Raw genomic sequence first — 20,139 nt, forward strand, 5'->3', positions numbered from 1 at the left:
AGGTGCATCCCGCGCCAGTGCTTACCCCGCTTTGAGAAATATGATTGCGGCCATCTGCATTTGAAGGAGACGAAATTGCACGAGATCACGCTCGACCGCATCGACAGGAAGATCCTGGAGCATCTGCAAGCGCATGGCCGCGCATCGAACCTCGAACTCTCCGAAGTGGCCAATCTTTCTCCGGCCCAGTGCCTGCGGCGGCACCGGCGGCTCGAGGAGATGGGCTTCATCAGCGGCTACGCGGCCCGGCTCGACGCGCGCCAGGTGGGGCTCGGCGTGATCGCCTTCATCCACGTGACCATGGCGCGCGGCCACATCGGCGAGCTGCCGAAGTTCCAGGACCTGGTGGCCGACCTGCCGCAGATCCTCGAGTGCTATTCGGTCACCGGCGACTTCGACTACGTCATCAAGGTGGTCGCGCGCGACCTGCACTCGCTGTCGCAGTTCCTGATGGACACGCTGATGCACATGCCGGGCGTGTCGGCGGTGCGCTCGAGCGTGTGCCTCAACGAGGTGAAGTGCACGACCACCCTGCCGCTGGGTTGAGCCGGGCGCGGCCGGCCCTCAGCCCTGTACGCCCGGCAGCGGCGAGGCCGGCGAGGAGGGCGCCGGCGAGGGCGCGGTCGAGAGCGCCGAGGGGGCCGCCGGCGCGGCCGCCATCACCAGCGTGGGCGTCGCCATCGGCAGGTCGGCCTGGCGCAGCGCGTCGAGGATGGTGAACAGCAGGTCGCTGCGCACGCCGCCGGCCAGCCGCGGACTCGCCACGTAGGCGATCGCCTGGAAGATCAGCAGCCCGTTCTCGATGCCCTCGAGCGTGAGCGAGGGCGCCGGCGTCTCGAGCACGCCCTCGTGCGCCTTGCAGGCCTCGAGGATCAGGTCGCGCACCTTCTGCGCGTCGGTGGTCAGCGGCATCGGCAGGCGGATCAGCACCCGGCCCTCGGCGTTGGCCAAGGTCATGTTGCGCACGGTTTTGGTGATGAATTCCGAGTTCGGCACGATCAGCGTGGAGCGGTCGCCGAGCTGGATCTCGGTGGCGCGCACGTTGATGCGCCGCACGTCGCCCTCGGCCGTGCCGAGCACCACCCAGTCGCCCACCTTCACGGGCTGCTCGGCCAGCAGGATCAGGCCCGAGATGAAGTTCTGCACGATCGCCTGCAGGCCGAAGCCGATGCCCACCGACAGCGCGCTCGCCACCCAGGCGATGCGCTCGATGCCGATGCCCAGCGCCGAGAGCGAGAACGCGATCACCAGGATGCCGCCCACGTAGCCCAGCAGGGTGCTGATCGAGCTCTGCATGCCGGGCTCGAACTTGGTGGTCGGCAGGTAGCTCGCGGCCAGCCAGCGCTTGAAGATGCGCAGCATCACGAAGCCCACGGCCAGCACCGCCACCGCGCTGAGGATCGCGCCCGGCACGAGCTGGAACTCGCCGATCTTCACGCCGGTGCCGAACTTGCCGCTGCGCTGGAACACCTCGCCGGGGCTGGTGCCCAGCGGGGCGGCCAGCGCGATCAGCATGTAGAAGAACAGCGCCACCCGGCTCAGGCCCGACAGCACGGTGGCGATCTGGTCGAGCGTCTGCGGCGCCAGGCCGAAGCTCTTCTGCAGCCGCTGGCCGAAGCCGCTGCGCGACGACACCGTGGCCATGAACACGTCGTCGGCGAACTTGAACAGCACGTAGAACGCGGTGGCGACGATGCCGCTCCAGGTGAGCTGCGAGGCCAGGAAGCTCGCGAGCGCCACGTAGCCCACGGCCACCAGCACCCAGATCGCGACCATCAGGATGGCGATCAGCGCGACCAGGATGCCGACCCACATCGGCCGCTCGGGCAGGTCCTCGCCGGGGGCGCCCGCGCGCAGCGCCTTGAGCCGGTAGAGCACCGCGCCGACCAGCGCGGTCAGCAGCAGCGCGGTCAGCACGTGCGTGGCGACCACGGCCGAGAAGCTGGCGTCGACCAGCGCGTTGATCTCGGCCGGCGCCCAGGCCAGGGCCGCCACCAGCGCCACCAGCCAGGGCAGGGCCGCGAGCCGCGCGGCCATGGCGTCGGGAATCGGCGGCAGCCGCCACGACGGCCGACCGGTGGCCAGCAGCGCGCGGCCCAGGCCGATCACGAAGGCCATGAACACCAGCGACTGCGCCAGCGACAGCATCGCCTTGCGCGCCTGCGGCGCCCAGCCCGCGTGTTGCTCGAGCACATGGACGAAGCCGTGCGCCGCCAGCGCCACCAGCAGCACGTGGGCCGCGACGATGGCGATCACCAGCAGCGAGCGCCGCAGCCGTCCGGCGGGCAGCAGCTTCACCGCGAGCCGGGCCAGGCCGTGCTCGGCCGCCCAGACGCCCGCGAAGGCCAGCAGCAGCGCGCCGGCCAGCGCCGCGATCACCAGCGTGCGGCCCTCGCCGCCGAACGCGGTGGCGAGGCCGGTCTGCACGCCCGCGGCCATGCCCTGGAGCCGGTCGACGTCTTCGGGCCAGGCCTCCTGCAGGTCGCTCCAGAACTCACCCGTGAGCGGCGATGCCGCGCGCTCGGTGAGCTGGGCCTCGAACACCGCGCGGCGCTGCGTCAGCAGGTCGGTGCCGCGCTGGCGCACGTCGATCGCCAGCAGCTTGGCGAGCCGGATGTCGGCGTCGAGCGCGTTGCGTTCCTTGGTCAGGCGCGCGCGCTGGCGCGTGATGTCGGGGTCTTCGCTGGCGCCGGCCGCGGGCGGATTGCCGAGCTCGCCCAGGCGTGCGTTGAGGTCATTGAGCTCGCCGGTGCGCGCCGCCACGAACTTGTCGGCCTGCGCGCCGATCGCGTTGATCTGCGTGAGGCGGCTGCGCGCGTCGTCTTCCGAGCCGGTGGACTGGTCGATCTTCGCGAGCAGCGCGCGCAGCTCGGCCACGGTGGGCGCGGGCGGCGCGGCCGCGAGGTCGGGGTCCTGCTGCGCGAAGGCGGTGCCGCACAGCAGCAGGGCGGCCATCAGGAAGGCCGCGAGACGGGAGGTCCAGCTCATGGACGCATCATAGAAGCCGCACCTGAAGGCCCGGCTTCGCGGCGCGTCACAGCATGTGACGGCGCCGCGTTCAGCGCGCGGGGCTGAACAGGTCGACGCGGTCGGTGATGATGCCGTCGGTGCCCAGGTCGATCAGGCGCTGCGCGGCCCAGTCGTCGTTGACCGTGTAGCTCAGCGCGCGCAGGCCGGCGCCGTGCACCTGCGCCACCACGGCGGCGTCCCACAGCGCATGGTTGCAGACGATGGCCACGCAGCCGAGTTCGCGCGCGGTCTCGAGCCAGCCGTTCCAGAGCGTGTCGAGCAGCAGGCCGCGCGGCAGTTCGGGCGCGGCGGTCGCCGCGCCCTTCAGCGCATCGACCTGGAACGAGGTCAGCAGCGGCGGGACGGCCGCATCGCGCCACAGCGCCGCGGCCTGCCGCGCCACCGCCTCGCCGGTTTCGCGCTCGGTGCCCGGCGTGGGCTTGATCTCGATGTTCAGCAGGTGGCCGTTGGCCAGGCAGAAGCGCGCGAGGTTCTCGAGCGTGGGCAGCGGCTCGCCCGCGAAGGCGCGCGAATGCCAGCCGCCCGCGTCGAGCTGAGCCAGTTCGCTCCAGGGCTTCCGGCCGCCGATGCCTCGGCCGCTGGTGGTGCGTTCCAGCGTGGCGTCGTGCATCAGGAACACCACGCCGTCGGCGCTGAGCTTGGCATCGCACTCGAACATGCGATAGCCGTGCGCGGCGCCGAAGCGGAAGGCCGCGAGCGTGTTCTCGGGCGCGAGCTTGCCGGCGCCGCGGTGGGCGATCCAGCGTGGATAGGGCCAGGGCGTGCTCATTCCGCGCTCATTCCGCGCGTTTGCCGGAGCCGGCGTCGAACCAGTGCAGCTTGTCCTCGCGCGCGGCGATCTTCACCGTGTCGCCCGCCATCGGCGGCCGGTCGGCCTCGTCGGTGCGCATGATGATCTGCTCGTCGCCGATGCGGCCGTAGACCAGGCGCTCGGCGCCCAGCAGCTCGACCTGCTCCACCTGCACCGACCAGCCGTTCTCGTCGAGTGCCATGTGCTCCGGGCGGATGCCCAGGATCTGGCCCGGGCGCACGCCCGGCGCGTGGCGCAGCAGGTTCATCGGCGGCGAGCCGATGAAGCTCGCGACGAAGGTGGTGGCGGGGCGCGAATAGACCTCCTCGGGCGTCGCGAACTGGTCCATCACGCCGCCGTTCATCACGATGATGCGCTGCGCCAGCGTCATGGCCTCGACCTGGTCGTGGGTGACGAACAGCGAGGTGATGCCGAGCTCGCGGTGCAGCTTCTGGATCTCGAGGCGGGTCTGCGCGCGCAGCTTGGCGTCGAGGTTCGACAGCGGCTCGTCGAACAGGAACACCTGCGGCTGGCGCACGATGGCGCGGCCCATGGCCACGCGCTGGCGCTGGCCGCCCGAGAGCTCGCGCGGCTTGCGCTCGAGCAGGTGGCCCAGTTCGAGGATCTTCGCGGCCTTGTCCACGCGGACCTTGATCTCGGCCGTCGGCACCTTCGCGATCTTCAGGCCGTAGGCCATGTTCGCGAACACCGTCATGTGCGGATAGAGCGCGTAGTTCTGGAACACCATCGCGATGTCGCGCTCGGAGGGCTCGAGCTGGTTCACCACCTTGTTGCCGATGGCGATCTCGCCGGCGGAGATCTCCTCCAGGCCGGCCACCATGCGCAGCAGCGTGGACTTGCCGCAGCCCGACGGGCCGACGATGACGACGAACTCGTGGTCGGCGATCTCGGCGCTCACGCCGTGGATGACCTGGTTGGCCTTGGGCCCGTGGCCGTAGCGCTTGATGACGTTGCGTAGGGAAATGGCAGCCATGTTTTCAGTTCAGCGTTTTATTTGTCGGTATCGACCAGGCCCTTGACGAACCACTTCTGCATCAGCACCACGACCACCGCGGGCGGCAGCATGGCCAGCACGGCCGTGGCCATCACCACGTTCCAGTCCACCGGCGACTCGCCGTTGCCGATCATGGCCTTGATGCCGACGACGATCGGGTACATGTCCTCGCTGGTGGCGGCGATCAGCGGCCACAGGTACTGGTTCCAGCCGTAGATGAACTGGATCACGAACAGCGCCGCGATGCTGGTCTTCGACAGCGGCAGCAGGATGTCCTTGAAGAAGCGCATCGGCCCGGCGCCGTCGACGCGCGCGGCCTCGACCAGCTCGTCGGGCACCGTCAGGAAGAACTGCCGGAACAGGAAGGTGGCGGTCGCCGACGCGATCAACGGTATCGAGAGGCCGGCGAAGCTGTTGATCATGCCGAGGCTGGCCACGACCTGGTAGGTCGGGCCGATGCGCACCTCGACCGGCAGCATCAGCGTGATGAAGATCAGCCAGAAGCACAGGCCGCGCAGCGGGAAGCGGAAATACACCACCGCGAAGGCCGACAGCAGCGAGATGCTGATCTTGCCGAAGGTGATGACGAGCGTGATGACCGTGCTCACCCAGATCATCCGCGCCACCGACACGTTGGCGCTGGTGCGCCCGCCGCCGGTCAGCGCCGCCTTGTAGGTTTCCCAGAAGTTGCTGCCGGGCAGGATCGGCATCGGCGCCTGCATGATCTCCTGCGGCGTGTGGGTCGAGGCGATGAAGGCCAGGTAGATCGGGAACATCACCAGCAGCACGCCGATGATCATGATCACGTGCGCGAGGATGCCCAGGGAGGGGCGGCGCTCAACCATGGCGGGCCTCCGTGGCGTTGGCCGCGCGGCGCGCGGGGAAGAGGGAATGCATGGGGGCGGTCATCAGTACTGGACCTTCTTCTCGACGTAGCGGAACTGCACCACCGTCAGCGCGATGACGATCACCATCAGCACCACCGACTGGGCCGCGGCGCCGCCGAAGTCCATGCCGCGGAAGCCGTCGAAGTACACGCGGTAGACCAGCGTGGCGGTGTCCTTGCCGGGGCCGCCCTGGGTGGTGGCGTCGATGATCGCGAAGGTGTCGAAGAAGGCGTACACCATGTTGATCACCAGCAGGAAGAAGGTGGTGGGCGTCAGCAGCGGGAACTGGATGGTCCAGAAGCGGCGCATCGGGCGCGCGCCGTCCATGGCGGCGGCCTCGATCAGCGACTTCGGGATCGACTGCAGGCCCGCGAGGAAGAACAGGAAGTTGTAGGAGATCTGCTTCCAGACCGAGGCCATCACGACCAGCGCCATGGCGTGGTCGCCGTTGAGCAGGTGGTTCCAGTTGAACCCGATCTTCTTGAGCCAGTAGGCCACGATGCCGATCGAGGAGGAAAACATGAACGACCACAGCAGGCCGGTCACGACGGGGGCGACCGCATACGGCAGGATCAGCACGCTGCGATAGAAGCGCGTGCCGCGCACCACGCGGTCGGCGAACACCGCCAGCACCAGGGCGATGCTCAGGCCCAGGACCGTCACCAGCACCGAGAAGACGATGGTCGTGTGGAACGAGGCCATGTAGGTGCTGTCGTTCCACAGCGCCTCGAAGTTGTCCAGCCCCACCCAGGTGATCGAGTTGCCGAAGGCGTCCTGCTGCTGCAGCGACTGCACCAGCGCCTGGCCGGCGGGCCAGAAGAAGAAGACGCCGACGACGATCAGCTGCGGCGCCAGCAATGCCCAGGGCAGCCAGTTCGAACGAAAGATGACGCGTTTTTCCATGGGGCAGGGCGTTCAGGTCACGGACACACTAAATAAGCAAACAGCCAGGACTGCACGGGTCAGCCTGGCTTGTTGCGGGTCAAACGAACCGAAACGAACATTCGTTCGCGCCGATCCGGGTGCGGAGCTTACTTGTTTGCGGCCTGGAATTTCACCAAAAGTTCGTTTCCGCGCTTCACGGCGCTGTCCAGCGCTTCCTTCGGGGTCTTCTTGCCGGTCCAGATCAGCTCGGTTTCCTCGTCCTCGATGGCGCGGATCTGGGGCAGGTTGCCCAGGCGCACGCCACGCGACTTGTCGGTGGTCTTCTTGATCATCTGGTTCACCGCGACGTCGGTGCCCGGGTTTTCCTTGTAGAAGCCGGCCTTCTCGGTCAGCTCGTAGGCGGCCGTGGTGATCGGCAGGTAGCCGGTGCGCATGTGGCTTTCCGACTGCACCTTGGGGCTCGACAGGAAGCTGAAGAACGCGGCCACGCCCTTGTAGTTGGCGGCCGGCTTGCCCGACATCACCCACAGGCTGGCGCCACCGACGATCGTGTTCTGCGGCGCGCCCTGCACGTCCGGGTAGTAGGGCAGCGCCGATTCGGCGAACTTGAACTTGGCGTCGCGCTTCACGCTGGCATAGCTGCCCGACGAGCCGATGAACATCGCGCATTCACCCGAGGTGAACGAGGTGATCGGCTTGCTGGCGCGGCCCTTGTAGACGAACAGGCCCTGCTTGGACATGTTCGACAGGTTCTCGAAGTGGCGCACGTGCAGCGGCGAGTTGAATTCCAGGCGGGCGTCGAGGCCGCCGAAGCCGTTGTTCTTCGAGGCGTACGAGGTGTTGTGCCAGGCCGAGAAGCTCTCGAGCTGGGCCCAGCTCATCCACGAGGTGGTGAACGGGCACTGGCTGCCGCTGGCCTTGAGCTTGGCGGCCGCCGAGACCACTTCGGGCCAGGTGGCGGGGGCCTTCTCGGGGTCGAGGCCGGCGTTCTTGAAGGCGTCCTTGTTGTAATAGAACACCGTCGTCGAGCTGTTGAACGGGAACGACAGCATCTGGCCGTTGGGGGCGGTGTAGTAGCCGGCCACCGCGGGGATGTAGGCCTTGGGGTCGAACTTCTGGCCGCCTTCCTTCATGACGTCGGCCACGGGCTTGATTGCGCCCTTGGAATACATCATGGTGGCGGTGCCCACTTCGAACACCTGCAGGATGTCGGGCGCGTTGCCCGAGCGGTAGGCCGCGATGCCGGCCGCCATCGACTGGTCGTATTCGCCCTTGTAGGTGGGCACGACCTTGTAGTCCTTCTGGCTCTCGTTGAACTGCTTGGCGAGGTCGTTGACCCAGTCGTTGAGGGCGCCGTCCATCGAGTGCCACCACTGGATCTCGGTCTGGGCCTGGGCAAGGGCTGGCACGGCCAGAGCGGCAGCCAGCGTAGAGGCGATGGCGAGCGTCTTGAAGCGCATTAAGACTCCTGTAGGGAAAAGTAAGTAAAACCGGCGATGTTAGGTTACATACGTGACGGTTCTGCGGCTTTGTCGCACGGAGTGCACACGTCGAGAAACCCGGGTAAACCCCCTTGGACGACAGGGCGCTCGCGCGCCGGGCCCCTGCTTGCTGCGCTGCACCATGCTAGCATCGCCCTCCCTTTTTCGGCCTAGCCTGTTGCCATGGCCGGGGCTACCGCGAGCAGCAGCATGAGCAGCAAGACCTCCCTCGACAAAAGCAAGATCAAGTTTCTTCTGCTCGAGGGTATCCACCCCTCGGCCGTGGAGGTGCTCCATGCGGCGGGCTACACCAACGTCGAGTCGCTGCCGGGCGCGCTGCCCGACGAGCAGCTCAAGGCCAAGATCGCCGACGTGCACTTCCTCGGCATCCGCTCGCGCACCCAGCTGACGGCCGAGGTGTTCGCGGCCGCCCACAAGCTGGTGGCCGCCGGCTGCTTCTGCATCGGCACCAACCAGGTCGACCTCGAGGCCGCGCGCGAGCACGGCGTGGCGATCTTCAACGCGCCTTACTCCAACACCCGCTCGGTGGCCGAGCTGGTGCTGGCCGAGGCGATCCTGCTCTTGCGCGGCGTGCCCGAGAAGAGCGCGGTGGCGCACCGCGGCGGCTGGCTCAAGTCGGCCGAGAACGCCTTCGAGATCCGCGGCAAGACGCTGGGCATCGTGGGCTACGGCTCGATCGGCGCGCAGCTGTCGGTGCTGGCCGAGGCGCTGGGCATGCACGTGGCCTTCTACGACGTGGTCACCAAGCTGCCGCTGGGCAATGCGCGCCAGGTGCGCGACCTGCACCAGTTGCTGGCGCAGAGCGACATCGTGACCCTGCACGTGCCCGAGACGCAGGCCACGCAATGGATGATCGGCGCGGCCGAGATCGCGGCCATGAAGGCCGGCTCGATCCTCATCAACGCCTCGCGCGGCACCGTGGTCGAGATCGATGCGCTGGCCGGCGCGCTGAAGGAGAAGAAGCTGCTGGGCGCCGCCATCGACGTGTTCCCGGTCGAGCCGCGCAGCAACAAGGACGAGTTCCAGTCGCCGCTGCGCGGACTCGACAACGTGATCCTCACGCCCCACATCGGCGGCTCGACGATGGAGGCGCAGGCCAACATCGGCCTCGAGGTGGCCGAGAAGCTGGTCAAGTACAGCGACAACGGCACCTCGACCTCGTCGGTCAACTTCCCCGAGGTGGCGCTGCCCGCGCATCCGGGCAAGCACCGTCTGCTGCATGTGCACCGCAACGTGCCGGGCGTGCTGTCGGAGATCAACAAGATCTTCTCGGACAACAACATCAACATCTCCTCGCAGTTCCTGCAGACCAACGAGAAGATCGGCTACGTGGTGATGGACATCGACGCCGCCTCCTCGGACCTCGCGCTCGAGAAGCTCGCGAAGGTGCAGGGCACGATCCGCAGCCGCGTGCTGTTCTGATGTTCTGACTTTCTCCCTCCCCCGGCGGGGGAGGGCGCAATACCGGGCGCCAAGGCAGGGAGCGGTCCCCTGACCTAAAATCCCCACCCCGGCTATGGACGCGTGGCGCCCGGCCGAGGCCCCACCCCGATGAATGCTCCGACCGCGTTGAACGCGCTGCTGTCGCAGGCCGCAGAGCCCGCACGACTGCGTGAGATCCCCTACAACTACACCAGCTTCTCCGATCGCGAGATCGTGATCCGCCTGCTGGGCGAGCGCGCCTGGGAATTGCTCCAGACGCTGCGCGCCGAGCGACGCACCGGCCGATCGGCGCGCATGCTCTACGAGGTGCTCGGCGACATCTGGGTCGTGCAGCGCAACCCCTACCTGATCGACGACCTGCTCGACAACCCGCGCCGCCGCGGCCTGCTGGTCGATGCGCTGCGGCATCGCCTGGCCGAGGTGCAGAAGCGCCGCACGCCCGACAGCGACCTGCCGCGCGACCAGCTCGTGGGCGAGCTCACGGCCCGCGTCGGCGAGGCCGTGCAGGCCTTCGACACCCTGTTCCGCGACGTCGCCGCGCTGCGCCGCAAGGCCACGCGCGTGCTGGGCCGGCTCACGGCCAAGGACAACATCAAGTTCGACGGCCTCTCGCGCGTGGCCCACGTCACCGATGCCACCGACTGGCGCGTGGAGTACCCCTTCGTCGTGCTGTGCCCCGACACCGAGGCCGAGATGGCGCTGCTGGTCAAGGGCTGCATCGAGCTGGGCCTGACCATCATTCCGCGCGGCGGCGGCACCGGCTACACCGGCGGCGCGATCCCGCTGACCTGGAACAGCGTGGTCATCAACACCGAGAAGCTCGAGGCCATGACCGAGGTCGAGCTGGTCGCGCTGCCGGGCCTCGAAGCGCCCGTGCCCACCATCTGGACCGAGGCCGGCGTGGTCACGCAGCGCGTGGCCGACGCGGCCGAGCGCTCGGGCTACGTGTTCGCGGTCGACCCGACCTCGGCCGAGGCCTCGTGCGTCGGCGGCAACGTCGCGATGAACGCCGGCGGCAAGAAGGCCGTGCTGTGGGGCACCGCGCTCGACAACCTGGCCTCGTGGCGCATGGTCACGCCGCAGGCCGAATGGCTCGAGGTCACGCGCATCGGCCACAACCTCGGCAAGATCCACGACGCCGAGAGCGCGCTGTTCGAGCTCCAGTACTTCGCGGCCGACGGCAAGACGCCGCTGCGCACCGAGCGCCTGGACATCCCGGGCCGCACCTTCCGCAAGGAGGGCCTCGGCAAGGACGTGACCGACAAGTTCCTCTCGGGCCTGCCGGGCATCCAGAAGGAAGGCTGCGACGGCCTGATCACGAGCTGCCGCTGGGTGGTGCACCGCATGCCGGCGCACACGCGCACCGTCTGCCTCGAGTTCTTCGGCAACGCCAAGGACGCGGTGCCCAGCATCGTCGAGATCAAGGACTTCATGTTCGCCGAGCAGAAGCGCTCGGGCGTGCTGCTGGCCGGCCTCGAGCACCTCGACGATCGTTATCTCAAGGCCGTGGGCTACGCCACCAAGTCGAAGAAGCACGGCGGCCTGCCGAAGATGGTGCTGTTCGGCGACATCGCGGGCGACGACGCCGACGCGGTGGCGCGCGTCACCTCCGAGGTGGTGCGCATCGCCAACTCGCGCAGCGGCGAGGGCTTCATCGCCATCAGCCCCGAGGCGCGCAAGAAGTTCTGGCTCGACCGCAAGCGCACCGCCGCGATCAGCCGCCACACCAACGCCTTCAAGATCAACGAGGACGTGGTGATCCCGCTGCCGCGCATGGCCGAGTACAGCGACGGCATCGAGCGCATCAACATCGAGCTCTCGCTGCGCAACAAGCTCGCGCTGGTCGACGAGCTCGAGAAGTTCTTCGTGCACGGCAACCTGCCGCTGGGCAAGACCGACGATGCCAACGAGATCCCCTCGGCCGAGCTGCTCGAGGACCGCGTGGCGCAGGCCGTGGCGCTGCTGCAGGAGGTGCGCGCGCTGTGGGCCGGCTGGCTCGACGAGGTCGATGCGCTGTTCCCGCAGCTGCAGGACCATTCGCTGCGCGCGAGCTGGAAGACCCAGCTGCGCCAGCCGCTGTCGGCCATCTTCGCGGGCGCCGCCTTTGCGCCGATCCTGGCCGAGTGCACGGCGATCCACAAGCGCGTGCTCAAGGGACGCGTGTGGGTCGCGCTGCACATGCACGCGGGCGACGGCAACGTGCACACCAACATCCCGGTCAACAGCGACAACTACGAGATGCTGCAGACCGCGCACGAGGCGGTCGCGCGCATCATGAAGCTGGCGCGCCGGCTCGACGGCGTGATCTCGGGCGAGCACGGCATCGGCATCACCAAGCTCGAGTTCCTGTCGGACGACGAGCTGCGTCCCTTCGCCGAGTACAAGCAGCGCGTCGACCCCGAGGGCCGCTTCAACAAGGGCAAGCTGCTGCGCGAGCCGGGTGCCGGCGCGCAGTCGCTGCATGCCGACCTGACCAATGCCTACACGCCGAGCTTCGGCCTGATGGGGCACGAGTCGATCATCATGCAGCAGAGCGACATCGGCGCCATCGCCGACAGCGTCAAGGACTGCCTGCGCTGCGGCAAGTGCAAGCCGGTGTGCGCCACCCACGTGCCGCGCGCCAACCTGCTCTACAGCCCGCGCAACAAGATCCTCGCGACCTCGCTCCTGGTCGAGGCCTTCCTCTACGAGGAGCAGACCCGGCGCGGCGTGAGCATCAAGCACTGGGAGGAGTTCGAGGACGTGGCCGACCACTGCACGGTGTGCCACAAGTGCCTCACGCCCTGCCCGGTGAAGATCGACTTCGGCGACGTGTCGATGAACATGCGCAACCTGCTGCGCAAGATGGGGCAGAAGAGCTTCCGTCCCGGCAACGCGGCCGCGATGTTCTTCCTCAACGCGACCAATCCGCAGACCATCAAGACGGTGCGCGCGGGCATGGTGGGCATCGGCTTCAAGGCGCAGCGCATGGCCAACGACCTGCTGCGCGGCCTCGCGAAGAAGCAGACGGCGGCGCCGCCGGCCTCGCTCGGGCCGGCGCCGGTCAAGGAGCAGGTGATCCACTTCATCAACAAGAAGATGCCGGGCAACCTGCCGAAGAAGACGGCGCGCGCGCTGCTCGACATCGAGGACGCCGACTACGTGCCGATCATCCGCAACCCCAAGGCCACGACCTCGGAGACCGAGGCGGTGTTCTATTTCCCGGGCTGCGGCTCGGAGCGGCTGTTCTCGCAGGTCGGGCTCGCGACGCAGGCCATGCTCTGGCATGCGGGCGTGCAGACGGTGCTGCCGCCGGGCTACCTGTGCTGCGGCTATCCGCAGCGCGGCAGCGGCCAGTTCGACAAGGCCGAGAAGATGATCACGGACAACCGCGTGCTGTTCCACCGGGTGGCGAACACGCTCAACTACCTCGACATCAAGACGGTGGTGGTGAGCTGCGGCACCTGCTACGACCAGCTGCAGGGCTACCAGTTCGACAAGATCTTCCCGGGCTGCCGGATCATCGACATCCACGAGTACCTGCTCGAGAAGGGCATCACGCTGGGCGACGCCGGCGGTGCCGGCTACCTCTATCACGACCCCTGCCACACGCCGATGAAGCAGCAGGACCCGATGAAAACGGTGAAGGCGCTGGTCGGCGACAACGTGCTCAAGAACGACCGCTGCTGCGGCGAGTCGGGCACGCTGGGCGTGTCGCGGCCCGACATCTCGACGCAGATCCGCTTCCGCAAGGAAGAGGAGCTGAAGAAGGGCGAGGCCGCGCTGCGCGACGGCGGCAAGATCGGCGCTGGCGAGAACGTGAAGATTCTCACCAGCTGCCCGAGCTGCCTGCAGGGCCTGTCGCGCTACGGCAGCGACCTGAACAACGGCCTGCTCGAGGCCGACTACATCGTGGTCGAGATGGCCAACAAGATCCTCGGCGCCGACTGGATGCCCGAGTACGTGGCGGCCGCGAACCAGGGTGGCATCGAACGGGTGCTGGTGTGAGCGCGGCGCCGGGCTGCGTGCTGTGCGAGGGGCCCGGCGGGCGCCTCGTGTTCGAGGGCGCGAAGCTGCGCGTGATCCATGCGCAGGAGGCGGGCTTCCCGGCCTTCTACCGCGTCGTGTGGGCCGCGCATGCGCCCGAGTTCTCCGACCTCGACGCGGCCGACCGCGTGCGCTGCATGGAGGCCGTGACGGTGGTCGAGCAGTGCCTGCGCGAGCACCTGCGGCCGGCGAAGATCAACCTGGCCGCGCTCGGCAACATGGTGGCGCACCTGCATTGGCACGTGATCGCGCGCTTCGCGGACGACAGCCATTTCCCGGGCTCGGTGTGGGCCGGCGCGCAGCGCGAACGCGATGCTGAGCGCGAAGCGCAAGTCGCGGCGAGCCTGCCGGCCGCGGAGGCTGCGATGATCGAGCGCCTCGGCCGCATGGGTGGTCGAGGCATCTGAGGAGTTCGCGATGGCAGGCTTGAAACAGGGCGCACCGACGCCGCAATCGATCACCGTTCACGGCCGCTCGCGCGTGCTCGAAGTGGGCTTCTCCGATGGCGCCACCTTCCGCATTCCGTTCGAGCTGATGCGCATCCATTCGCCCTCGGCCGAGGTGCAGGGCCATGGCCCGGGCCAGGAAGTGCTGCAGACCGGCAAGCGCGAGGTCGAGCTGGTCGCGCTCGAGCCGGTGGGCAACTACGCGGTGCAGCCCACCTTCAGCGACGGGCACGACACCGGCATCTACTCGTGGGACCTGCTGTATCAGCTGGGCTCGCAAGAGGCCGAACTCTGGGCCGCCTACGAGCGGAAGCTGGCCGAAGCGGGCGTCGATCGCGATGCACCGATGGCCGCGAAGGGCGGCCACGCCTGCGGCAGCCATTGACCGGCGTTTGCTATTGAAAGCATAGCTTCGTCGGTAGACGTGACGGGCGTTACAAGACCTCTGCGTTTGCAGAAAAAGCAACAAATGACCGCCGGTACAGCGGGGTCGTCGTCTTGATGCGAGGACGAACGGCCTAACATCGGTCGCATGACCACCACCCATTTCGGCTTCGAGAAAGTCGACGAGAGCGAGAAGGCCGGCCGCGTGCGCGGCGTGTTCGACTCGGTCGCCACGCGCTACGACCTGATGAACGACCTCATGTCCATGGGGCTTCACCGCGCATGGAAGGCCTACACCGTCATGGTCGCGAACGTCGGTGAAGGCTCGCGCGTGCTCGACATCGCGGGCGGCACCGGCGACCTCGCACTGGCCTTCGCGAAGAAGGTCGGCGCCAGCGGCCAGGTGGTCCACACCGACATCAACGAGGCCATGCTGCGCACCGGCCGCGACCGCCTGCTCGACGCCGGCGTGGTGCTGCCCACCACGGTCTGCGACGCCGAGAAGCTGCCCTTCCCCGACGATCACTTCGACGTCGTCACCGTCGCCTTCGGCCTGCGCAACATGACGCACAAGGACGTCGCGCTCAAGGAGATGAACCGCGTGCTCAAGCCGCGCGGCAAGCTGCTGGTGCTCGAGTTCTCGAAGGTCGCGAAGCCGCTCGAGAAGGTCTACGACTGGTACTCCTTCAACGTGCTGCCGCGCCTGGGCAAGGTGGTGGCGGGCGACGACGCGAGCTACCGCTACCTGGCCGAATCGATCCGCATGCATCCGGGCCAGGACGAGCTCAAGTCCCTCATGAAAGAGGGCGGTTTCGGGCATGTGGACTATCACAACATGACGGGTGGCGTGGTCGCCCTCCATGTTGGAATCAAGTGTTGATCAGACGAGATTTCGTTCGAGAGGAGACGTTATGAAGAGTTTGGGTACTTTGCTTCTGGCCGGCGCACTGGCGCTCGTCAGCATCCAGGCCGACGCCGCACGCATGGGCGGTGGCAAGTCGGTCGGCCGCCAATCCTCGAACGTGACGCAACGCCAGGCCACGCCGCCGGCCGCGCCCGCGCAACAGAACGCCGCCAACGCGGCGCCGAGGCCCGGCACGCCGGCGCCCGCCGCCGCGGCTCCGAAGCGTCCGTGGGGCGCCATGCTCGGCGGCCTGGCCGCGGGCCTGGGCCTGGCCTGGCTCGCGAACTCGCTGGGCCTGGGCGCGGGCTTCGCCAACATCCTGCTGATCGGCCTGCTGGTGCTGGCCGCGGTGTTCGTGTGGCGCATGATCAAGTCGCGCTCGCAGCCCGCCGGTGCACGCCAGGGCGGCTTCGCCTTCCAGGGCGCGGGCGGTCCGGGCAACCCGGCGGCGCCGGCGCAGTACAGCCCGAACAACGTCGGCAACGATGCCTCGGCCCGTCCGTGGGAGCGCAACACGACGAACTTCGATGCCACGCCCGCCGCGACCTCGCACGGCAGCAGCCTCTCGTCCGCGGGTGCCGCGGCCGGTGGCGGCAGCATGATCGGCTCGGCCCTCGCGGGTTCGCAGAGCTGGGGCATTCCGGCCGGCTTCGACGTCGACGGTTTCCTGGCCGCGGCCAAGCGCAACTTCGTGACGCTGCAGGACGCCTGGGACCGTGCCGACATCACCATGCTGCGTTCGATGATGACCGACGAGATGATCGCGGAGATCCGCAGCCAGCTCGCCGACCGCGCCAGCCACACCGGTGGCGCGTCGAACAAGACCGAGGTCGTGATGCTCGACGCCAAGCTGCTCGGCATCGAGGAACTGGCCGATGCCTACATGGCCAGCGTGGAGTTCTCCGGCATGATCCGCGAAGACGCCTCGGCGGGCCCGGGCCCGTTCCGCGAAGTCTGGAACATGACGCGTCCGACCACCGGCGGCAACGGCTGGCTCGTGGCCGGCGTGCAAGCCCTGCAATAAGCAGCGGCTTCGAGGGCGGCCCGGCCGCCTGCAGAAAGGATAATGGGGACCATGGCCACACCATCGTCCCCTTTTTCTTTGCTCGGCGATCTGTTCAATCGTGTCGGCGAGCGCCTGCAGCCGCCGCCCTGGGCCGTGCACGAGATCCAGCACCGCGCCGTGCTGTTCCTCAACCACGTGCTGCAGCAGGAGCCCGAGGCCCAGCAGCGGCTGGTGCGCCAGCAGGGCCGCGTGGTGCGCTTCCAGTGGCGCTTCGTCACGATGGAACTGGTGGCCACGCCCGCCGGCCTGCTCGACCTGGCACCGCCGGGCTCGGTGCCAGAGCTCACGCTGTCTGTCACCGATGACAACCCCTTCGAGATCGCGCGCGCCACGCTGCGCGGCGACAAGCCCTCGGTGCAGATCGTGGGCGACGTGCAGCTCGCGGCCGAGGTCAACTGGCTGGTCGACCACGTGCGCTGGGACGTCGAGGACGACCTCGCGCGCGTGATCGGCGACGTGCCCGCGCATGCCATCGGCAATGCGGTGCGGCGCGTGGTGGGCGCGTTGCGTCAGTTCGTGGGCAACCGCGCGGCGGCCGGCAGATCCGGTATCGGTTCGGCGGGCACCGCCGAATGAGCCGCTTCTATCGCAGCCTCTTCATCGTCTGGGTCGCGCTGCGCTACGGCCTCGACGAGCTCGTGCTCACGAGCTTCCAGAAGCCCTGGCTGCGCGTGGTCGCGCGCATCGTCTCCTTCGGCCGCCGGCTCGATGCACCGCGCGGCCAGCGGCTGCGCGAGGCGCTCGAGCGGCTGGGCCCGATCTTCGTCAAGTTCGGCCAGGTGCTATCCACGCGGCGCGACCTGCTGCCGCCCGACATCGCCGACGAACTGACCTTCCTGCAGGACCGCGTGCCGCCGTTCCCCTCGGCGGTGGCGGTGGCGACCATCGAGCGCGCGTTCCGCCGGCCCGTCGGCGACGTGTTCGTGCAGTTCGACGAAACGCCGATCGCGAGCGCCTCGATCGCGCAGGTGCACTTCGCGACCATCCGCACCGGCGACGGCCAGCTGCGCGAGGTGGCGGTCAAGGTGCTGCGCCCCAACATGCGCGGCGTGATCGAGAAGGACCTGGGCCTGATGGCCATGATGGCCGGCTGGGTCGAGAAGCTCTCGCCCGACGGCAAGCGGCTCAAGCCGCGCGAGGTGGTGGCCGAGTTCGACAAGTACCTGCACGACGAGCTCGACCTGGTGCGCGAGGCCGCCAATGCCGCGCAGCTGCGCCGCAACATGGCCTCGCTCGACCTGGTGCTGATCCCCGAGATGTTCTGGGACTTCTGCCATCCCGAGGTGATCGTGATGGAGCGCATGAACGGCGTGCCGATCGCGCAGCTCGAGCGGCTGCGCGCCGCGGGCGTCGACATCCCGAAGCTCGCGCGCGACGGCGTCACCATCTTCTTCACCCAGGTGTTCCGCGACGGCTTCTTCCATGCCGACATGCACCCGGGCAACATCCAGGTCAGCCTCGAGCCCGAGGCCTTCGGGCGCTACATCTCGCTGGACTTCGGGATCATCGGCACGCTCACCGAGTCCGACAAGGAGTACCTGGCGCAGAACTTCGTGGCCTTCTTCCGGCGCGACTACAAGCGCGTGGCCGAGCTGCACCTCGAGAGCGGCTGGGTGCCCGAGGGCACGCGCATCGACGAGCTCGAGGCCGCGATCCGCACCGTCTGCGAGCCCTACTTCGATCGGCCCCTCAAGGAGATCTCGCTCGGCATGGTCTTGATGCGCCTCTTCCAGACCTCGCGCCGCTTCCATGTCGAGATCCAGCCGCAGCTGGTGCTGCTGCAGAAGACGCTGCTCAACATCGAGGGGCTGGGCCGCCAGCTCGACCCCGAACTCGACCTCTGGCACACGGCCAAGCCCTTCCTCGAGAAGTGGATGGTCGACCAGATCGGCCCCAAGAAGCTGTTCCAGCAGCTCAAGGACGAGGCGCCGCGGTACGCCAAGCTGTTGCCGGAATTGCCGCGCCTCTTGCACGATTTCCTGGAGAATCGGCCGCCCGACCACCGGCGCGAGCTGCTGGAGCTGCTGGCCGCGCAGAAGCGCACCAACCGGTTGCTCCAGTCCATCCTCTACGGTGGCATAGGTTTTGTATTGGGTCTGCTGGCCATGCAGTTGCTGGTGCGCGTTCGGATTTTCTGAACCGCGCGGGGGCTGGCCGCCACGGCCTGGAAGAAAGGCGTGCTGCCTTGGAACGAGGAAAGAGGAGAACCTGACGTGCTGCTGACCCTGGTCATCGTCTATCTGTTGCTCACCATCGCCATCGGCCTGTATGCGGCCCGGCGCGTGAAGAACACCACCGACTTCGCGATCGCCGGGCGGCACCTGCCGCTCTTCATGATCGTCACGACCACCTTCGCGACCTGGTTCGGTTCCGAGACGGTGCTGGGCATCCCGGCCAAGTTCATCGAGGGCGGCCTCAACGGCGTGGTCGAGGACCCGTTCGGCGCCGGCACCTGCCTGATCCTCGTGGGCCTGTTCTTCGCGGGCAAGCTCTACCGCATGACCTTGCTGACCATCAGCGACTACTACCGCGAGCGCTACGGCCGCGGCGTGGAGGTGGCCTGCACGCTGATCATCATGCTGAGCTACCTGGGCTGGGTCTCGGCGCAGGTCACGGCGCTGGGCCTGGTGTTCAACGTGCTCTCGGGGGGCGCCATCGGGCTGTCGACCGGCATGGTGATCGGCGTGGTCTCGATCCTGGCCTACACGCTGTTCGGCGGCATGTGGTCGGTGGCGGTCACCGACTTCATCCAGATGATCATCCTGGTGGCCGGCCTGGCCATCATCGCGATGTTCGCGGGCAACATGGCCGGCGGCGCCGACAAGGTGGTCGCCTTCGCGGTCAGCAAGGACCTGTTCAAGTTCTGGCCCGAGCCGAACTGGCACGACATGGTCTTCTTCTTCGCGGCCGCCATCACCATGATGCTCGGCTCGATCCCGCAGCAGGACGTGTTCCAGCGCGTGATGTCGGCCAACAGCGTCAAGGCCGCCACGCGTGGCCCGGTGATCGGCGGCCTGGCGTACATCCTGTTCGCCTTCGTGCCGATGTTCCTCGTGGCCAGCGCGCTCCTGATCATGCCGGAGCAGACCGCCACGCTGCTCAAGGAGGATCCGCAGAAGGTGCTGCCCACGCTGGTGCTCGAGAAGATGCCGTTCGTGATGCAGGTGCTGTTCTTCGGTGCGCTGCTGTCGGCCATCAAGTCGACCGCCTCGGCCACCTTGCTGGCGCCCAGCGTCACCTTCACCGAGAACATCTGGCGCCAGTTCCGGCCCTCGGGCACCGACCGCGAAAACCTCATGACGATGCGCATCACGGTGCTGCTGTTCAGCGCCGCGGTGCTGGCCTACGCGATCCGCATGCAGGGCACGCCGATCTACGAACTGGTTTCGGGCGCCTACCAGGTGCCGCTGGTCGGGGCCTTCGTCCCGCTGGTGTTCGGCCTCTACTGGAAGCGCGCCACCACCCAGGGAGCGATCGCCGCCATCCTGTTCGGCATCGGCACCTGGCTGCTGTTCATGGCCATGCCCTGGGGCGCGGTGTTCCCGGCCCAGCTCGCGGGGGTGCTGGCCTCGTTCGCGGGCATGGTGCTCGGCTCGCTGGCGCCGCAGTGGGTGGTGAACACTCACACGCCGCACCGCCCGCTGGCGACCGAAACGGCCTGAATCCGACCCGGGGCGCAATCCCCGGGGACGTCGGGCGGCCGGGGGGCGCCCCTATAATCGAGGGCTTTGCGAGCGGCCGCCTGGCCGCTTTCCCCACTC

Annotated in this window: 16 protein-coding genes; 10 read left to right on the plus strand and 6 right to left on the minus strand. The window is 68.0% G+C overall.

The genetic code is table 11. The annotated features are described in order from the left end of the window. Positions 1-75: 75 nt before the first annotated feature. Complete coding sequence (locus ACEN9J_RS26425; RefSeq protein WP_057592070.1) at positions 76-546, plus strand: Lrp/AsnC family transcriptional regulator; 471 nt, start codon at positions 76-78, stop codon at positions 544-546. A gap of 18 nt (positions 547-564) precedes the next feature. Here ACEN9J_RS26425 and ACEN9J_RS26430 read toward each other — a convergent pair whose 3' ends face one another. From ACEN9J_RS26430 to ugpB, 6 genes are all read right to left on the minus strand, one after another. Next, on the minus strand, positions 565-2,988 hold the full coding sequence (locus tag ACEN9J_RS26430) for a DUF3772 domain-containing protein (RefSeq protein ID WP_413762474.1): 2,424 nt from the start codon (positions 2,986-2,988) through the stop codon (positions 565-567). A gap of 70 nt (positions 2,989-3,058) precedes the next feature. Continuing rightward, complete coding sequence (gene ugpQ / locus ACEN9J_RS26435; protein ID WP_296729598.1) at positions 3,059-3,799, minus strand: glycerophosphodiester phosphodiesterase; 741 nt, start codon at positions 3,797-3,799, stop codon at positions 3,059-3,061. A gap of 7 nt (positions 3,800-3,806) precedes the next feature. Continuing rightward, on the minus strand, positions 3,807-4,814 hold the full coding sequence (ugpC, locus tag ACEN9J_RS26440) for a sn-glycerol-3-phosphate ABC transporter ATP-binding protein UgpC (protein WP_413762475.1): 1,008 nt from the start codon (positions 4,812-4,814) through the stop codon (positions 3,807-3,809). A 17-nt stretch (positions 4,815-4,831) separates the two neighbouring features. After that, positions 4,832-5,680 carry a sn-glycerol-3-phosphate ABC transporter permease UgpE gene (gene ugpE, locus ACEN9J_RS26445; RefSeq protein ID WP_057592066.1) on the minus strand — a complete coding sequence of 283 codons (849 nt, stop codon included), beginning with the start codon at positions 5,678-5,680 and terminating at the stop codon, positions 4,832-4,834. A 63-nt stretch (positions 5,681-5,743) separates the two neighbouring features. Continuing rightward, positions 5,744-6,625 carry a sn-glycerol-3-phosphate ABC transporter permease UgpA gene (ugpA, locus tag ACEN9J_RS26450; RefSeq protein ID WP_057592065.1) on the minus strand — a complete coding sequence of 294 codons (882 nt, stop codon included), beginning with the start codon at positions 6,623-6,625 and terminating at the stop codon, positions 5,744-5,746. Positions 6,626-6,753: 128 nt separating this feature from the next. After that, positions 6,754-8,067 (minus strand): sn-glycerol-3-phosphate ABC transporter substrate-binding protein UgpB, encoded by a 1,314-nt coding sequence (gene ugpB, locus ACEN9J_RS26455; RefSeq protein ID WP_057592064.1) that lies wholly within the window; start codon positions 8,065-8,067, stop codon positions 6,754-6,756. 231 nt (positions 8,068-8,298) lie between these two features. Between ugpB and serA the strand changes: the two genes are divergently transcribed. The 9 genes from serA (at position 8,299) to ACEN9J_RS26500 (ending at position 20,040) form a co-directional block, all read left to right on the plus strand. After that, positions 8,299-9,531: a phosphoglycerate dehydrogenase gene (gene serA / locus ACEN9J_RS26460; RefSeq protein ID WP_057592118.1), complete on the plus strand. Its 1,233-nt coding sequence runs from the start codon at positions 8,299-8,301 to the stop codon at positions 9,529-9,531. Between the two features lie 129 nt (positions 9,532-9,660). Continuing rightward, positions 9,661-13,539 carry an FAD/FMN-binding oxidoreductase gene (locus ACEN9J_RS26465; protein ID WP_261214000.1) on the plus strand — a complete coding sequence of 1,293 codons (3,879 nt, stop codon included), beginning with the start codon at positions 9,661-9,663 and terminating at the stop codon, positions 13,537-13,539. Then, positions 13,536-13,985 carry an HIT family protein gene (locus tag ACEN9J_RS26470; protein WP_261213998.1) on the plus strand — a complete coding sequence of 150 codons (450 nt, stop codon included), beginning with the start codon at positions 13,536-13,538 and terminating at the stop codon, positions 13,983-13,985. The genes ACEN9J_RS26465 and ACEN9J_RS26470 overlap by 4 nt, the downstream gene beginning before the upstream one ends. A gap of 10 nt (positions 13,986-13,995) precedes the next feature. Next, positions 13,996-14,409, plus strand: a complete 414-nt coding sequence (locus tag ACEN9J_RS26475) for a DUF971 domain-containing protein (protein ID WP_296729585.1) — start codon at positions 13,996-13,998, stop codon at positions 14,407-14,409. A 147-nt stretch (positions 14,410-14,556) separates the two neighbouring features. Then, positions 14,557-15,288: a bifunctional demethylmenaquinone methyltransferase/2-methoxy-6-polyprenyl-1,4-benzoquinol methylase UbiE gene (gene ubiE, locus ACEN9J_RS26480; RefSeq protein ID WP_057592061.1), complete on the plus strand. Its 732-nt coding sequence runs from the start codon at positions 14,557-14,559 to the stop codon at positions 15,286-15,288. A 31-nt stretch (positions 15,289-15,319) separates the two neighbouring features. Beyond that, positions 15,320-16,336, plus strand: coding sequence for a Tim44 domain-containing protein (locus ACEN9J_RS26485; protein ID WP_261213994.1), 1,017 nt, complete (start codon positions 15,320-15,322; stop codon positions 16,334-16,336). Between the two features lie 51 nt (positions 16,337-16,387). Then, complete coding sequence (locus ACEN9J_RS26490; RefSeq protein WP_057592116.1) at positions 16,388-16,954, plus strand: hypothetical protein; 567 nt, start codon at positions 16,388-16,390, stop codon at positions 16,952-16,954. Next, positions 16,951-18,516, plus strand: coding sequence for a ubiquinone biosynthesis regulatory protein kinase UbiB (gene ubiB / locus ACEN9J_RS26495; protein WP_413762476.1), 1,566 nt, complete (start codon positions 16,951-16,953; stop codon positions 18,514-18,516). The genes ACEN9J_RS26490 and ubiB overlap by 4 nt, the downstream gene beginning before the upstream one ends. Before the next feature lie 75 nt (positions 18,517-18,591). Continuing rightward, positions 18,592-20,040, plus strand: coding sequence for a sodium:solute symporter family protein (locus ACEN9J_RS26500; RefSeq protein WP_261213993.1), 1,449 nt, complete (start codon positions 18,592-18,594; stop codon positions 20,038-20,040). Positions 20,041-20,139: the final 99 nt, after the last annotated feature.

The organism is Variovorax sp. Varisp41, from assembly GCF_047325085.1.
Taxonomy (GTDB): domain Bacteria; phylum Pseudomonadota; class Gammaproteobacteria; order Burkholderiales; family Burkholderiaceae_C; genus Variovorax.

What these genes read in the sequence shown, in the direction of transcription:
- ACEN9J_RS26430 (WP_413762474.1), bottom strand. Translation starts at nt 2,988, where the DNA reads ATGAGCTGGACCTCCCGTCTCGCGGCCTTCCTGATGGCCGCCCTGCTG.
- ugpQ (WP_296729598.1), bottom strand. Translation starts at nt 3,799, where the DNA reads ATGAGCACGCCCTGGCCCTATCCACGCTGGATCGCCCACCGCGGCGCC.
- ugpC (WP_413762475.1), bottom strand. Translation starts at nt 4,814, where the DNA reads ATGGCTGCCATTTCCCTACGCAACGTCATCAAGCGCTACGGCCACGGG.
- ugpE (WP_057592066.1), bottom strand. Translation starts at nt 5,680, where the DNA reads ATGGTTGAGCGCCGCCCCTCCCTGGGCATCCTCGCGCACGTGATCATG.
- ugpA (WP_057592065.1), bottom strand. Translation starts at nt 6,625, where the DNA reads ATGGAAAAACGCGTCATCTTTCGTTCGAACTGGCTGCCCTGGGCATTG.
- ugpB (WP_057592064.1), bottom strand. Translation starts at nt 8,067, where the DNA reads ATGCGCTTCAAGACGCTCGCCATCGCCTCTACGCTGGCTGCCGCTCTG.
- serA (WP_057592118.1), top strand. Translation starts at nt 8,299, where the DNA reads ATGAGCAGCAAGACCTCCCTCGACAAAAGCAAGATCAAGTTTCTTCTG.
- ACEN9J_RS26465 (WP_261214000.1), top strand. Translation starts at nt 9,661, where the DNA reads ATGAATGCTCCGACCGCGTTGAACGCGCTGCTGTCGCAGGCCGCAGAG.
- ACEN9J_RS26475 (WP_296729585.1), top strand. Translation starts at nt 13,996, where the DNA reads ATGGCAGGCTTGAAACAGGGCGCACCGACGCCGCAATCGATCACCGTT.
- ubiE (WP_057592061.1), top strand. Translation starts at nt 14,557, where the DNA reads ATGACCACCACCCATTTCGGCTTCGAGAAAGTCGACGAGAGCGAGAAG.
- ACEN9J_RS26485 (WP_261213994.1), top strand. Translation starts at nt 15,320, where the DNA reads ATGAAGAGTTTGGGTACTTTGCTTCTGGCCGGCGCACTGGCGCTCGTC.
- ACEN9J_RS26490 (WP_057592116.1), top strand. Translation starts at nt 16,388, where the DNA reads ATGGCCACACCATCGTCCCCTTTTTCTTTGCTCGGCGATCTGTTCAAT.
- ubiB (WP_413762476.1), top strand. Translation starts at nt 16,951, where the DNA reads ATGAGCCGCTTCTATCGCAGCCTCTTCATCGTCTGGGTCGCGCTGCGC.